This window comes from Legionella maioricensis, assembly GCF_023618015.1.
Lineage (GTDB): Bacteria > Pseudomonadota > Gammaproteobacteria > Legionellales > Legionellaceae > Legionella > Legionella maioricensis.
In genome coordinates this window covers 378,897-394,492 of the sequence record NZ_JAJKBJ010000001.1, presented here as the reverse complement: position 1 = coordinate 394,492, position 15,596 = coordinate 378,897, and the positions used below count along the sequence as shown (strand labels likewise).

The window sequence follows — 15,596 nt, the reverse complement described above, 5'->3', positions numbered from 1 at the left end:
TTTTTTATAATCAGATTGAATCAATTATAGGCGGTTGGAAATGATTGAATCTTGATTAATAGGGGTTAAATTCTCCTCTGTAGCGAGTATAGTCCAATTTTTTGAGTGCAGCTTATCTCTAAGCGATGGCGCGTCCTGACGTGCGGTCAGAACCAGCAAAACATCAGCCCCCATGGCACCACAACCTTTAACTGCCAGGACTTCAGAATGAGTTTTTAATTGATTGATAAACTCTAAACTATGTTGAGCGACCAGATTTATTTCACTTAATTGATGATGATAGTTATTGATGGCATGAAGCAGTTGCTCACTATTTATTTGGTCAAAGGCTTGTTTTGCCTCATCTGCTATTAAGGATAATTCATCTACTTGGTACGGGAGGCTTGCTGCCTGGAGATGATGGTGAGTCGCCAGTTTAACTCCGGTATGGAGGAGTATAAAAGAAAGGTCTTTAAAGGGCCAATCATAGGATATGACGGTCTTTTTGTGTTTATTGATATAAACACAACCCTGTTGTGATTGCGCAATGACATCATAGCCACTGGGTCTTAAACCGGTGCCTGACCATGATGATTCGTAATAGGCTGTAAGCATAGCAGTTAAATCAGGTATTTTGTTCTCCAGATAGCTCGTTGCTAAATAGCTCGCTAAAAATTGAGCGCTGGAGGCTCCCAAACCACCAAGACCATTATAGGGGTCATACCAGGATAGACTTTTACCGGAATATTTTTGTTGGCGCCACCAGACACCTGCGGGTGAGTCAGGATGAATCCCGGTTAATTCGTCACTATCTGTTAATGACAGTTCAAAATAAGGGGTGGTCGTTAAAATTATGGCTGAAGCTTCGGCTACGGCTGCATATTCACCTAATAAAAAGGTTTTGGCAGGTATTTGCCATTTCATATAGCAATCGCCGTTTGCCTGATTTCCGCTAATAAGTCATGGGCATTATTCAGACTGACTCTTTTGTTGATGTATAGCCATTCTTGCAACCGTTCTTTGAGAACCGGCATTTCATTCTCGTCAGCGCCTGCTACTAAAAGCAGATTATCAATGTGCAACTTCATATGCCCCTGGATAATGCCATCAGTGCACAGGGCTTTAATAGCACCTAAATTCTGGACCAGTCCTACTGCCGCAATGACTTGAGAGAGTTGATTGGCTGAAGTGATGTTCATCATTCGTAAACACATTTTAGCCGTAGGGTGAAGGGAGGTCACACCACCTACAGTACCTACTATAATGGGGGCAGTTAATTCTCCAGTGAGGATACCATCCTCATAACGCCAGCGAGTGATTGCCTGATATTGGCCTGTTCGGGCCGCATAAGCATGTATCCCGGCCTCTACTGCTCGCCAGTCATTACCCGTTGCGATTAATACTGGATCAATACCGTTCATTACCCCTTTGTTATGAGTAGCTGCTCTATAGGGATCCATTTCTGCGAATAAAGAGGCCTCTTGTAATTTATGACCAAGAACCGGATCAATATGGCGTATTATTACCTGAGCAGTTGTTAGTTTTTGATCGTTTAAGTTGGATAAAATGCACATGGTGACTTCTTCACCCGTTAAATGTTCAATGGGTGTTTTCAAGTATTCAAGAACCTGATTAATGATATTGGCGCCCATCGCATCACAACTGTTCATGGTAAGATGAATAACGCCCATGTCTTTACCGTCTTCTCTTTTTAAATGACGCAACTGCAAATCAACGACTCCACCGCCGCGTTTGACCATGTTAGCAGCTACATCTTCATTCGCTTTTTCGATGAGATAGCGGCGATTTTCATTAAAAATACGTGAAAATCTTTGAAAGTCGTTGATTTTTCCTAATTGAATCTGTCCAAGAATACATTCGCCATGAATCCAGGTTTTTATTTCCCCATGTTGCCTTATCCATTTTGCCGATTTAGATAAAGCAGCAATAATAGAGGTTTCTTCCACGGCCAGCGGAATGACATAATCCTGGCCATCAATTTTAAAATTCGTTGCAACACCTAAAGGCAGTTGAAAATAACCGATGACGTTTTCTATCAATTTGTCAGCCAGGTTTAAATTCTTGATGCCACCTTGTTGTAGAAAAAGAATGTCTTCATGAGTGATAACACCTAAGGTTAATAATCTTTGAAAGCGTTCTTCTCGTGATAACTTTGAAAATCCGCAGAATAATTCTTCAGCATTAGAAGCTATGGACATGCCTTCTCCTTTAAATCGCTAAGTATAAGACTGCCAGTACAGAACATGGCAGTTTTTAATTCATATTCTATAGCCATCATCTTATTAAGAACGTGTTGGCTTGATTCCAGGGCTGCTTCAAGCATAGGTTTGGCAAAACCTACAGTGGTTGCACCTAGAGCAAATAATTTAGCGGCATCCAGGCCGTGCCTTACTCCTCCTGAGCCCCATATTTCAAAATCAGGATTTATAGCGACAGCATTTTTTACACTTTGCAGGGTATCAATGCCCCAATTGCGAAAGGTATCAGCGGTTTGATGCTTCAGGTAGTCATTAACCGCTCTATGGCCCTCTATACGTCCCCAATGAGTGCCGCCAACACCACTCACATCCACAGCAGCAACACCGATATCGTTCAAGCGAATTAATGTATTTTTCGAAAATCCGCAACCGGTTTCTTTAACAATTACCGGGGTAGGGAGGGTTTTAACCAATTGAGCCAGAGCGGCCCAACACCCTTTAAAATCGGTAGTTCCTTCAGGTTGAATGCACTCTTGCAGGGGATTGCAATGAATAATTAATGCATCAGCTTGAAGTGCATCTATTAAACGTTGAATGGCTGAAACAGGGGTATTAATCAGTTGTGCTATTCCCAAGTTACTGAATAAACTTACGTTGGGAAATTCATGACGCAGAGGTGTCCATTCAAAAGCAGCTTGTTTATCAGTTAATTCTCGTCGTTGCGAGCCTACACCCATAGCCCATCCTGATTGGGCACAAGCTTCTATAAGACGTTTATTGATATTAATTGAATTGGAGTGTCCCGCGGTCATTGAACTAATAAGAAACGGTTTTTCAACGTCTTTATTAAAGCGCTTATTGCCAATGGATATGTCATTAAAATTAATGTCAGGTAAGGCTTCATGTACTAAAGAAAAATGATCAAAGGGGTTTAATTCGCTGCTTTGATTGGCTGGCATTAATGCCAGTTCAATATGGTCGCGTTTCCGTTGTTCAAATTGACTGTAGTCGTTTTGCATACCTGAATTCTGAATTTGAGAAAAATAGTTGCAATTTTATCATAAAGTAGCAAAGCAAACCACCTGGAAGTTTCACCTGATGGTAATGTTTATGAGGAATATAGTAACGGTGATGAGAATACTTCTTAACTAGGGGCGCTAAAAAAATGATAATAATTACCATCGCAGGGCATTAAAATAAAAACATTACATGAGAAAACAACAGCCCTTAGTTGATTCTTCCTCCGACAAATTCATTTCTTCAAACTTGAAAACGCCTAATTGCGTTAGAAGACTACCATAATCTTTTTTTAACGTGCCGATATTTTTTTCGTTACTGTATTGAGTCAATATTTCTTTTGCTGTGTCTGGCAGAGTAATGCACTCACGGTCTAAATCAAGCACTCGCGCTGTCGCCGTTTTTTGCAAATCGAGTTGACTCAGTAATATAGCTTTCTTATTTTCATCGTGAAAAAACTTCATACTCTGGGTAACGATGATGGTATTGTTGTTAATGCATGCAACCGCGCTATAACCTTCAGGAAAATTAATACGACTTACGTTTTTATCTTTAAGTTCTACCATCAACCGTCCTGCAATGATGGGAGCCTTGGAATAATTTTTTGCTATGTTAGGATTTTGCATGACCGCTGTAAAGTCAGACCCCATCCCTCTGTCAATGCTTTCCAAAAAAACGCTTGAACTTGCTTTTCTATCAATATCTATACCAGTTGCATGATAAAGAACAAATTGATGATCAACTTTTCTCCTGGCGACAATTGCATTACATGGCGCGAATTCCCTCGAAAATACATTTTTACCTGTTCTTGTTCCGGCGACGCCGGCCTCATTGCCACGTCCACCTGAAAATCTTAGATGTTTAATTAATGTCTCTAATTCATCCTTGTTCTCTTCATTACAATTTACTTTGCCCTCATAATTATTTTTTAATTCATCTATTATGCATTGATCATCGCAATAAAAGGTTGTAGGAACGGAGGAAACAAGCAGTTTATCTTCGACAAAATAAACTTTTCTTTCTTCATCATGGCCTATTAGCACGATTGCATTTTCTTCTTGTTCCCGTATTTCATTTATTTTACTCTCTAAATTTTCTTCACTATTAAATTGATAAAGTACATAATCTTTATAAGCCAACTGTTGCTCAATTAAAAGCACAGGAACAAAAATAAGAGCAATCTCGCTACCATGCTCTAACTGAGATAAGGGATTTCCATTGGTGTCCATGACTTGAACTTGTCCATCACTGGCTGCATGGAGAACTATTACAGGAGGGACGCTGTTTTGTGGCACCATATTTATTTATCCTCAATAAAAGCCAAAATAGAACATAGCGAGATTATGAGAATTGAGTAGCGCTATGAAAGAGTGATTTTAATACAATTGTACATTAAAAAGAATTATAAGTTCAATATTTGTTCTTATGATTAAGAACCCATTAACTGATTTGTTCTCTGTTGGTATCTTTATTTCGATGGTATCCCCACATTGGTTAATGCATGGCCTAGATGGGGAAGATTAACAGTATATCAAAAAGCTTATGCATAAATTTGGAATAATTTGCCACATTCTTGCCGGGTGTGCATCTATTCATTAGCAGAAGTTTACCCAGCGCTGATATTGTTAAGGAGAGGATATTATGAATTGGCACTTAGATTGCATTCAGAGTTGAACAGTAGATTCTAGAATTAGTAACAGTCCTATATTAGCAAACTAAGAGAGGATGACAAAACATGGTGGATTTAAATAAGTATAAAACGAACTTGTTGCTGAAATTAGAGGGGGAGCAAATTATTTTTGATCTAATTAGTAACGGCATTACTATTACCAATCAAGATTCTCTTATTCTTTACACTAATCCAGCGTTCACAAACATTACGGGATATACTAAAGAAGAAGTAAAAGGTAAAAATATTGGGATGATTCATTCCGGATACCATGACAAACTATTTTATGAAAATATGTGGGACAGTATTACCCGCACCGGGGTGTGGGAAGGTGAAATTTGGAATAGACGAAAATCAGGTGAAATATTTCCTGAGTTTTTAACTATCTCACAAATTGAACAAGACAAGGATCGTCTTTTTTTCTATATAGCGGTTTTTTCTGATATCACTTTTTTAAAAAGTGATATCAACAAAAAATTTCATTTGGCATTTTATGATCCTCTGACAGAACTCTCAAATAGAAATATGTTTTATGATCGTTTAAATAAATTACGTGAAAAAAAGATAACCGTTTTTTACATGGATCTTGATAAATTTAAAGAGGTTAATGATACTTATGGGCATTGCATTGGTGATACTTTATTAAACTATGTTGGGAAACGTCTGGCTTCTATCTGCAGAGCAGAGGATATTGTTGCGAGAATCGGTGGTGATGAATTTGCTGTGATTTTACAGTCTGATAGTAGTAAAGCATCTGCAATGGAATTGTCTGAACGTATTGTTAATAGCATTGAACAACCCTTCAATATTGATGGGCGCAGTATTTCTATTTCGATTAGCATCGGGATCAGCTTTTATCCGGGTGATGCTAATTATTTAGAAGGCTTAGTTAGTAATGCCGATAAAGCCATGTACAAAGCAAAAAAAAGCGGATCAAAAATTGAGTGTTTTGATGAATAGAGAAAACGTTCTTAAAAAGTAGGAATGAGTCGTTCCGAATTAATTAATAATTAATTAATTGTTCACTTATTTTAAACATCTGTTAGAGCAATCTAACAGATGTTTAAAAATTTAGCTTCGAACTCTTATCGTCTCCAATGATGCCAGCGGTGCCAACGGTGTCCACGATGCCAGCGGTACCCGTGATGCCAGCGGTGCCAACGATGGTAATAGCCACCATAGTAAGCAAGTTGGATCGGAGCTACGTTAGGCACAACATTCACATCTCTTGGAGCTGCGTTGGCAGGAGAGGTGAATAGCAGCGCCCAGAATAATAAGGCAAAAACGGCAATAGATTTAAATGCCAGTTTACATTTGTAGAAGTAACTTTCCATTGTATATACTCCTCATCATATGTTCATGTCTTATTATAGACCAATATATTTATAAAATAATCAAGATGATTTTTAATTTCCCTCTATAGGAGATACGTTTCATTGATGTGAATAAGATCTAAAAAGTCGCGATCATGAGAAATTATAATAAAAGGTCCTGGATAGCTTTTTAGCAAGGTAACTACATGATTTCTTGTCTTAAGATCCAGGTTATTGGTGAGCTCATCAAGGAGAAGCAATTTAGGTGGTTTTGCAGCAATTTTAGCCAGGCTTAATCGTGCTTTTTCACCGCCAGAGAGCATAGCCACAGTAGAATTTACTTGTTCATTTTTACGAAAAAGAAAATTATTTAAATGATGGCGAATGGTGTTATGAACCCAGTCTGGTCTGCACTGAGCGATAGTTTCCAAAACAGTGTCTTCCTTGTTCAATAATTGATAATGTTGATCTAGATAGCCAATATCTGTTGGGGAAGGAGTTATCCATAGTCCATCTTTATGGACTGACGAGTCCCCCATAATGGCCTTTAGTAGAGTTGATTTGCCTGAACCATTAGCGCCGCAAAGCGCTAAACGGCTCTGACCGGTGACATTTAAGTTGATGTGATTCAAAACCACGTGTTGGTCATAGGCAATTGCTCCTTCTGTAATGGTCACTAAAGCTTTAGTAGTACTACTCGATAAAGTGAGCTCAAATTGCGGGATAATTTCTTCTTCTCTATCTAATTCCTGCAATCGATTCGATAGAACCCTCTTATCTTCAGACAGGTTTTTCTTCTTTTTACCGGATGTTTCCAGAGCTCTGAGCATTTTTGATTTGGAAACTATAGTGGGCCATTTGGATTGTTGAATTGATTTTTCTCCTTTGATTCGTGAGTTTTTTGCACGTACTTGTTCTTTCATCAAAGAGAGATGATTTTGTTTTTTTTGCTGCTGTAAATGCTCTATTTGTTCTTCAACGGCCTGCCGTTGTAACATCCTCTGCTGTTGGTAGTGATCAAAATTTCCGTGAAAAGTAGTTATTTGTTTTTGATTAAAATGCCAAAAACAATACTTCTGTCTTCGTAACAAACTCACATCATGAGAGGCTATTATTAAAGTACCACTGAATTGATCTAACAAGCGCATAAGGCTTTGACGGTTTTTACTATCCAAATGATTAGTCGGTTCATCAAGCAGCAATACATGAGGATTCTGAGCTAATGCAGCAGTCAATGCATGATTAAATTGTTCAGCTCCACTGGAGGAAACAGCGCAATCTGGTAACTGGGGAACATAAGCAATAGTCAGATCTTTTGCGTATTTAATGAAACCATCGCTGGGAGAAATAAGCTTTTTAATGATTTTAAGCATACTGCTTTTTCCAGAACCATTATTACCAATTAAAGCAATACGTTCGCCGGCCTGAATTTCATAATTAAAGGCTTCAAAACAGGTTTTTGGGGTAAAATATAGACTGATGTCAATTAATTGAATAAAACAATTCATATACACACTCTCTCAAAAGATTTGGGCGGGGATCGGTTTGCCCATTCTGTGGGCCTTATTGAGAGATAATGTTCATGTCAGATAGACCTAAATTTTGATTAATTGCGTTTTATTATATCTATTAAGCTGAAGAGTTGCAAACTTGAAGCCAGTAACTTTGCTTTAGCTCTACCTGGGGGGGAAAGTTACTCACTAAGCCCTACATTAGACCATAAAATGGATAGTCAAATTTGGTATACGGCTCATAAACAATAGAGAGGGGGCCGCCATATAACTATGAGTTATGCGTCCATTTTAATTTATTAGAATTATTTATATTCATTTTTTTTGTGTTTTTAGTAAATGTGACTGAAATTGGTTTTTAAATTAGGCATCTTGGTACAAATATCACCTGGACCAAAAGGGGACTGGATGATTAATTTGTTGATTCCTTTTTATAAAAAAAAACAAACATTTATTGGGGCAACAAGCTGTTGAAAATATGATCTATTTTTTGACTCTTTTTTTAATTTTTTTTATGGAGTTGTACAAAAAAAGCGAGTACCATCCGCACATTAATTGTTCATAACCTTGGGGATCTAAAATGGCTAGAGTAAAAATAGCGCAAGCGAAATTAACGAAAATATATAAAGCCGCTGAATTGATTAGAAAAAATTTAATCAAAAATTTAGAAGAGTGTAAAACGGCGGGTGGTTTTAAAGCCATTATGGCTCAATACCGGAAAGATACTCTGGATGGTCATTTCTCTCTGGTAGGCAAAAATTTAACAAAGTCTCGTAGGGAAACTCTTGAAAGACTAGATGCTCAAATTGATATGTTGATCAACGAGAAAAGAGAGCAATTTGAGGATAAATTGACCCAATTACATGAGAAGGAGAAGGCGCAGCAAGCAGCAGAGTTGTCTTCATCTAGCGATGAAAGTGAACATTCTGATGTAAGTGAACACTCTGAGCACCCTGAAGTAATTGAGCCACCTAAAGAAACTGAGCACCCTGAAGTAATTGAGCCACCTAAAGAAACTGAGCAACTTGAAGAAACTGAGCAACTTGGAGAAATTATTGATGCTCCTCCCCATGATCTTAATCACATTCCTGCTTGCTGCTCTGTAGGCTCTGAAAAGAAAGTAGAGAAAGTTCTAAAGAAAGAAAAATCGAAGACAGTTCTAACTCCAGATTCTACAATCTCAACTTCTGAAATCCCAGTTGTAACGAGAGAAATTAATCCTGAGCGAGTAGTGCATTTAGCGCGGGTTAAAGCACAATTAGATGCTCTTTCAGATAAAAAGGCTGAATTCATTGGCAAATATTCTGCTCATGCGGAGAGATATCCCAATGATTTAGCAAAACTGGAAGAATTTAACAAGGCGATCCAAGCTACGGAAAATATCCATCATAACGTAACCTCTATATATAATGCATACGTGTACGGCGATATAGAACTGGATCATTTTAAAGAAGCAGCAGCCCCTTTACTGGATAATGATGTTGAAGACGTACAGACACTGAAATCGCATCGTGGTTTGAAAGAGATAGTGGTTAACTTATTAGCTGCTATTTTAACTGTTGGTCTTATTCATACAGCTGCTGCTATAGCTAAAGGAAAGTTCGAGTTTAGATTGTTTAAGCCAGCAACAAAATCTGGTGTAATAGTCGACAATCTTGAAGATGCAATTGAACATTCTCAAGTAGCCGCTGCAACTGCCTAAGTAACTGCCCGCTAATTTGCTGTTCTGTTTGGTATAACAATCAGAACAGCAAAATTTTTTTAAGCTAACCGGCTTATATCGTTTATTTTTCTTATAATCATTTTGCCTTTTTTCAGCCTCTTTGCCATTGACTTAAGCCGCTTTCCGTCCTCCCGAGAAGTTTGCGACGAGGGAGCTCTTGAAATAGGCATGGCCACATTTGGGAGATCCTTCGCTTCGCTCTGGATGACGTTTTTTTGGGGGGCTGGATGACGTTTCTTTCGCTCTGGATGATGTTTCTTAAGTCAATGGCAGTGCTCCTCAGCCTGAACGGAGCGAGATAAATTGGAACAAAATCCTTAACTTAAGGGCAATGATTCTTAGAGTTCGTCAGCACTACTAAAAATTCTAAATAGAAATATAAGAAGTATGAATAATATTATGATAACATGACTCATTAGCTTTTGCGGTCTTAGGCTATATTGTATTATCCTGGGGCAATTTATAAAAAAAATAACTATGGATCAAAGCAAAGCTCAAATCACATTCGACAAAGAACAAAACAGATTCCAGTGCAGCGGCGACTGGAGTGTTCTGGCCATGGGCGGCTTGTCGAAAAACTTTAGAGACAGTGATTTACCCAAAAAGCAAAAATTAATAATTAATGGCGAGTTAATCAGTTCCTTTGACAGTGCAGGAGCCTTGGCTTTAAAGACCTGCGTTGATGAGCTCAAGGAACGAGATAATGAAGTTAAGTTAATTAATTTTTCTGAAATCCAAAATCAACTTATTCAATTGATTGAATCGAAACAGGACGTTTTATCCTATCAAATTCCCACTCCCAAAAAAGAGGGGGTACTTTACCAAATAGGCAAAGAGTCAGAAAATAAGCTAATGCAGGTCGATGGTCTTGTTATCCTCATTGGTGATTTGAGTACCAAATTATTTGAAGCTATGGGAAGTTGGCGTCGGTTTCACTTTCCCAGCATTATGTCAAATATTGATTCAGCTGGACTCAAAGCCTTACCTATTGTAGCCTTGCTTTCCTTCTTAATTGGGGTGGTGCTTGCTTATCAAATGGGGCTTCAGTTAGCCACTTACGGGGCCAATATTTTTATTGCCTATTTATCGGGTATGGCCATTTTTCGTGAATTTGCTCCTTTAATTACTGCAATTATTGTTGCTGGACGAACCAGCTCCGCCTTCACGGCTCAGATTGGAAGTATGAAAATTAATGAAGAAGTTGATGCGTTGCTCACTATGGGACTTTCTCCCACGGAGTTACTTGTCTTACCCAAGGTAATCGGTTTATTGATCGTTTTTCCTTTATTAATTTTTTGGGCAGATATTTTTAGCGTTTTAGGGGCAATGATTATGTCCAAATCCATGCTAAACATTGGTTTTGAAGATTATTTACAGCGTCTGAAGGATTCTGTTGGGCTTTCTCAAATGATGTTAGGATTATATAAAGCTCCTGCTTTTGCAGTGTTAATCGCGCTGGTTGGTTGTTATCAGGGATTTAGAGTTGAAGCGAGCGCTGATAGTATAGGAAGTCAAACAACCAAAAGTGTGGTGCAGGCCTTGTTTTTGATTATCATAGTTGATGCGATATTTTCTGTTGTTTACAGCTGGATGAAACTTTAAATGAGTGAGCCCGTCATTGAAATAAAAGGGATGAAGAATTTCCTCGGTAATCAATGGGTGCATTCTGATGTTAATCTAACGGTAGAAAAAGGAGAGATACTGGCCATTATTGGCGGCTCTGGTAGTGGAAAGACCACGATACTACGTAGCTTGCTGATGTTATTGAAACCTACGGCCGGTAGTATTAAAGTATTCGGCAAAGAAATTTACAACCTCGATGCGCATGAAGCATTTAGGCTTCGTCGTCGGTGGGGAATGCTTTTTCAACATAGCGCCTTGTTTTCAGCGATGACTGTTTTGGAAAATATTATGTTCCCGATGCAGGAGTTCACTAATTTAGAACCAGAATTTATGCAGGAATTGGCATTATTGAAGATAGCTTTAGTTGGATTACCCAAAGAAGCAGCGGGAAAGCTGCCTTCTGAATTGAGTGGGGGTATGCAACGAAGAGCCGCTGCTGCGCGTGCCATAGCTATGGATCCTGAATTGTTGTTTCTCGATGAGCCAACAACAGGATTAGATCCACGCGGTGCAAGACTTTTTGATGAGTTGGTTCTTTTTTTAAGAGATTCATTGAATTTAACTATAGTCATGATAAGCCATGATATAGAGTCTTTAAAAGGAACAACAGATCGTGTAGCTTTTGTTGGAGATGGGAAAATTCTTAGTGTAGAACCCATTAAAGAATTGATGAAAAATAAAAATCCATTGATTGCTGATTATTTCAGTAAACTTTAAGGCAAAATATATACATATAGGGGATAGTTTACTTGGAATCAAAAACCAACTACACCATTGTCGGGCTGATCGTACTTATTTTGGCAGCTGGGCTTCTATCTGCAGGTTTATGGCTTTCTGTTGGTTTTAATCAGAAGAAGTATTCTTCATATACAGTGTATTTTCCTGAGTCTGTGGCTGGTCTGACTCAAGATGCTCCTGTGAAATTTAATGGCGTGCAGGTAGGTAACGTAAAGAAAATTAAATTGAATAATAATGATCCCAGACAAGTAGAGGTTACATTAAATATTGAAGAGGGCACACCCATTACGAACAGTACTTCTGCAACTTTGATTTCTCAAGGGATTACCGGAGTAACCTATTTAGGATTATCTGCAAGTACTTCCGATTTAACTCCATTACAAAAAATGCCTGGCGAACCTTATCCAGTAATTCCTACAAAACCTTCTTTATTTAATCAGCTGGATACGATATTAAAAGAGGTCTCTGAGAATGTAAATAAATTGAGTAATGAAGCTCAGCGTATATTTAATGAAGAGAATGCGAAGCACATAAAAGAGTCATTGGCGAATATAGAACGGGTTACTCAAGTAGTTGCAGATAACAATGATAAAATTAATCGCAGTTTGAAAAATGCTGATTTATTTTTAGCCAACATGGCAAAGGTCAGTAATGATATTCCTCAGCTGATTAAGGAGTTAAAGACCGGGGTAGTTAAATTTAATTCTGCCGCTACAGACATAGGTAAAGCCGGTAAGCATGTATCGAAAACTATGGCTTCCGGAAAAAATGCTATAGATAAAATCTCACAGCAGGCTCTTCCTCCCGCAGTGATTTTGCTTCACCGATTGAATGCTATTTCTGCTAACCTTGAGAAGATTTCTAATGAAATGCGTCAAAATCCTTCGGTAATTATTCGTGGAACAAAGCCACCTAAACCTGGTCCAGGAGAATAATCATGTGGATCCTAAAGCTCCTTTTTTTGACTATGGGAATAACGTTACTCATAGGGTGTTCTCCAGTTAAACTGCCTGTGACCAAGGAGTTTCAGTTGAGTTCTTATAGTGCCAAGCAATTTGCTTCAAGTCCTCGTCAGATCACTCTTTTGATTACTACGCCTGAGGCTGTTGCAGCGTATCAGACTGATCAAATGCTCTATATTCAAAAGCCCTTTCAAATCGAGGCATTTTCTAAAAACTCATGGATTAGTCCTCCTGCAGATATGCTGTATCCCTTATTAGTGCAAAGCTTACAGCGTACAGGTTATTTTTATGCTGTCGCCTCCAGTCCTTATAATGAGAAAGCAGATTATCGGTTAGATACTCAATTATTAACTTTGGATCAGAGTTTTATAAAAAAACCCAGCGTGATTGAGTTTGCCGCCAAGTTGGTACTGACTCGTACTGATGATAATAAAATAATTGCATCGCGAATTTTCAGCCAACAAATTCCTTGTCCGACAGATACTCCTTATGGTGGTGTAGTTGCTGCAAACAGGGCATCTCATCAGTTTACTGCAACTGCAGCAGACTTCGTGATTTCACATATAAAACGGGACTAAACATGGTAAAGCAATAGCCAATAAATAAAAAAAATTGTACAATGGCACCCCATGATTAGCATGTGTAATTTCTAATAATAAAAAGAACTAAAGGAGATTGAGGATGAAAGGCAGATTGTTATATAAATTGGGACTGCTTGTAGCAAGCGTAGTGCTCATTGCTGCTTGTTCCAAAACACCGGGAAGCGCTAGTGGTGCTGATATGAGTGATGCTGATGCTTCTGCTCAAGGTTTAGGGCAAATGACTCACTTTGCTGGTCAACAACCAGGTGAATCTTATACAACCCAGGCACCTCATAATCAATTGTATTTGTTCTCTTATGATGACAGTAATTTGGCGCCCAAATATTTACCTTCAGTAAATGCCCAGGCTGAGTATCTGAAGTCACATCCAGGTGCACGCGTTTTACTGGCAGGTCATACCGATGAACGTGGTAGTCGCGAATATAACGTAGCTCTCGGAGAGCACCGTGCAAACACTGTAGCTGATATTTTGCGTATGGCTGGTGTAAGCAGACATCAAGTACGCGTTGTTAGTTATGGAAAAGAGCGTCCTGCTAATTTAGGACATGATGATGCATCGCACGCGCAAAACCGACGTGTAGAATTTACTTATGAGGCAACAAGATGATTAATTGCAAAAAACACATTATCGCCATTGGATTTACTTTAATGCTTCCATTGACCGGTTGGTCGGAAGCACCTGTAATCGACGATAGTGAGAATTTTGCATTTACAGACGGCCAGCAGATAGCGGAAGCTTCTGCTGGTCATCCCAAGTACGATGAATCACATGTAGAAAATGGTCAGTTTGATGGCGCACAGAATGAATACTATCAAATGGACAGCGCCCAGTCCGATGATGGTCCGGCTCTAGTCAGAGAAGATCAGAGTAGTGACTCCAATAATGATATTAATAACAATGCGAAACTGATTGATAAAATACAAGCGCTTCAGCAAGAAATTCAAGAACTGCGTGGACAACTGGAAGTTCAAGCCCATGATTTAAAATTACTACAGCAACAACAAGTTGCTTTTTATAAAGATTTGGATGCTCGGTTAGGGAATGGCTCTCCTAAGACGGCACAAAATAAACCTGTTACAGACATTACTTTAGGTTCTAAAACACTGGCTGCTCAACCGAGCTCTACTGCTACGGCTGCAACCCCAACTAATGCAGTGAAACCTGCTGCTGCACCTCAGCCCGTAATTGCAGTTTCCAGAACTAATCCGGCCGATGAGCAAATTAGTTATTTGGCTGCCTATGAATTAGTAAAAAATAAACGTTACGATAATGCAATTAATGCCATGCAAACATTTGTCCAAAAATATCCCAAAGGAGGATATACTGCTAATGCGGAATATTGGTTAGGCGAGTTATACCTGGTTAAGAAAGATTATTCTAAAGCCATAGAACACTTCGAAGTGGTATTACATCAATTTCCTGCTTCCAGTAAATCCGCTGCCAGCCTGTTGAAATCTGGGTATGCCTATGCTGCAACAGGTAATAATCAAGAAGCAAGAAAACGTTTCCAACAGATCATCAAAAGTTATCCTGATACATCGACAGCCCAGTTAGCCAGCGCAAAATTGAAAGCAATTAAAACTTTATGAAACGATTCAATAATCAATTAAGAATTACGGAAATTTTTCATTCATTGCAGGGTGAGTCAGTTACAGTGGGATTACCAACCGTGTTTGTACGTCTAACCGGTTGTCCATTACGTTGTCAGTATTGTGATACGGCCTATGCCTTTACTGGCGGTGAAATACGAGAAATGGATGAGGTACTTAATACAGTCGCTTCGTATCAATGTAACTATGTCTGTGTTACTGGTGGCGAACCTCTGGCACAACCAGGGTGCATTGATCTACTAAAAAAGTTATGTGATGCAGGATACTCCGTTTCATTGGAAACAAGCGGAGCGCGTGATATCTCTAAGGTTGATCAACGAGTCATGGTCGTGATGGATTTAAAAACACCGGATTCGCTAGAGTCTGATAAAAATTTATTAGCTAATCTGGATTATTTAAAGGCCGACGATCAAATTAAATTCGTACTATGCAGCCGAAATGATTACGAATGGGCCTGTAATGTAATCAACGAGTACCGCTTGTATGAACGGGTACAATTACTTTTTTCACCGAGTTGGAATCAACTTAATCCGACTGATCTTGCCAATTGGATAGTACAAGATAAATTACCCGTTCGTTTTCAGTTGCAATTACACAAAATTTTATGGAATGACGCGCCAGGTCATTGA

The 15,596-nt window shown here is 38.7% G+C and carries 14 protein-coding genes; 9 read left to right on the top strand and 5 right to left on the bottom strand.

Annotation, left to right across the window (positions count from 1 at the left end; genetic code table 11):
• Positions 1-24: 24 nt before the first annotated feature.
• The 4 genes from LOX96_RS01715 to LOX96_RS01700 form a co-directional block, all read right to left on the bottom strand.
• Positions 25-903 (bottom strand): hypothetical protein, encoded by an 879-nt coding sequence (locus tag LOX96_RS01715; RefSeq protein ID WP_250420763.1) that lies wholly within the window; start codon positions 901-903, stop codon positions 25-27.
• A complete protein-coding gene (locus LOX96_RS01710; protein ID WP_250420764.1) occupies positions 900-2,198 on the bottom strand; it encodes a hydroxymethylglutaryl-CoA reductase, degradative in 1,299 nt (432 codons plus the stop codon). The genes LOX96_RS01715 and LOX96_RS01710 overlap by 4 nt, the downstream gene beginning before the upstream one ends.
• Entirely contained in the window at positions 2,189-3,217 is a 1,029-nt protein-coding gene (fni, locus tag LOX96_RS01705) for a type 2 isopentenyl-diphosphate Delta-isomerase (protein ID WP_250420765.1), read from the bottom strand. The genes LOX96_RS01710 and fni overlap by 10 nt, the downstream gene beginning before the upstream one ends.
• 186 nt (positions 3,218-3,403) lie before the next feature.
• The gene (locus LOX96_RS01700; protein WP_250420766.1) at positions 3,404-4,513 is read right to left on the bottom strand and encodes a hypothetical protein; all 1,110 of its coding nucleotides are present in this window, start codon (positions 4,511-4,513) and stop codon (positions 3,404-3,406) included.
• A 437-nt stretch (positions 4,514-4,950) separates the two neighbouring features.
• Between LOX96_RS01700 and LOX96_RS01695 the strand changes: the two genes are divergently transcribed.
• Positions 4,951-5,844, top strand: a complete 894-nt coding sequence (locus LOX96_RS01695) for a sensor domain-containing diguanylate cyclase (protein WP_250420767.1) — start codon at positions 4,951-4,953, stop codon at positions 5,842-5,844.
• A 457-nt stretch (positions 5,845-6,301) separates the two neighbouring features.
• Here the strand turns inward: LOX96_RS01695 and LOX96_RS01690 are convergent, their stop codons facing one another.
• Positions 6,302-7,705: an ATP-binding cassette domain-containing protein gene (locus LOX96_RS01690; protein WP_250420768.1), complete on the bottom strand. Its 1,404-nt coding sequence runs from the start codon at positions 7,703-7,705 to the stop codon at positions 6,302-6,304.
• Between the two features lie 583 nt (positions 7,706-8,288).
• On the opposite strand from LOX96_RS01690, the gene LOX96_RS01685 reads away from it, so the two are divergent.
• From LOX96_RS01685 to queE, 8 genes are all read left to right on the top strand, one after another.
• Complete coding sequence (locus LOX96_RS01685; protein WP_250420769.1) at positions 8,289-9,410, top strand: hypothetical protein; 1,122 nt, start codon at positions 8,289-8,291, stop codon at positions 9,408-9,410.
• Positions 9,411-9,908: 498 nt separating this feature from the next.
• Positions 9,909-11,033, top strand: a complete 1,125-nt coding sequence (locus tag LOX96_RS01680) for an MlaE family ABC transporter permease (RefSeq protein ID WP_250420770.1) — start codon at positions 9,909-9,911, stop codon at positions 11,031-11,033.
• Positions 11,034-11,771, top strand: a complete 738-nt coding sequence (locus LOX96_RS01675) for an ABC transporter ATP-binding protein (protein ID WP_250420771.1) — start codon at positions 11,034-11,036, stop codon at positions 11,769-11,771.
• Between the two features lie 32 nt (positions 11,772-11,803).
• Positions 11,804-12,727 (top strand): MlaD family protein, encoded by a 924-nt coding sequence (locus LOX96_RS01670; RefSeq protein WP_250420772.1) that lies wholly within the window; start codon positions 11,804-11,806, stop codon positions 12,725-12,727.
• Between the two features lie 2 nt (positions 12,728-12,729).
• Entirely contained in the window at positions 12,730-13,332 is a 603-nt protein-coding gene (locus tag LOX96_RS01665) for an ABC-type transport auxiliary lipoprotein family protein (protein ID WP_250420773.1), read from the top strand.
• Between the two features lie 103 nt (positions 13,333-13,435).
• Complete coding sequence (gene pal, locus LOX96_RS01660) at positions 13,436-13,963, top strand: peptidoglycan-associated lipoprotein Pal (RefSeq protein WP_250420774.1); 528 nt, start codon at positions 13,436-13,438, stop codon at positions 13,961-13,963.
• The gene (gene ybgF / locus LOX96_RS01655; protein WP_250420775.1) at positions 13,960-14,946 is read left to right on the top strand and encodes a tol-pal system protein YbgF; all 987 of its coding nucleotides are present in this window, start codon (positions 13,960-13,962) and stop codon (positions 14,944-14,946) included. Before pal ends, ybgF begins: the two co-directional genes overlap by 4 nt.
• Positions 14,943-15,596: a 7-carboxy-7-deazaguanine synthase QueE gene (queE, locus tag LOX96_RS01650; RefSeq protein WP_250420776.1), complete on the top strand. Its 654-nt coding sequence runs from the start codon at positions 14,943-14,945 to the stop codon at positions 15,594-15,596. Before ybgF ends, queE begins: the two co-directional genes overlap by 4 nt.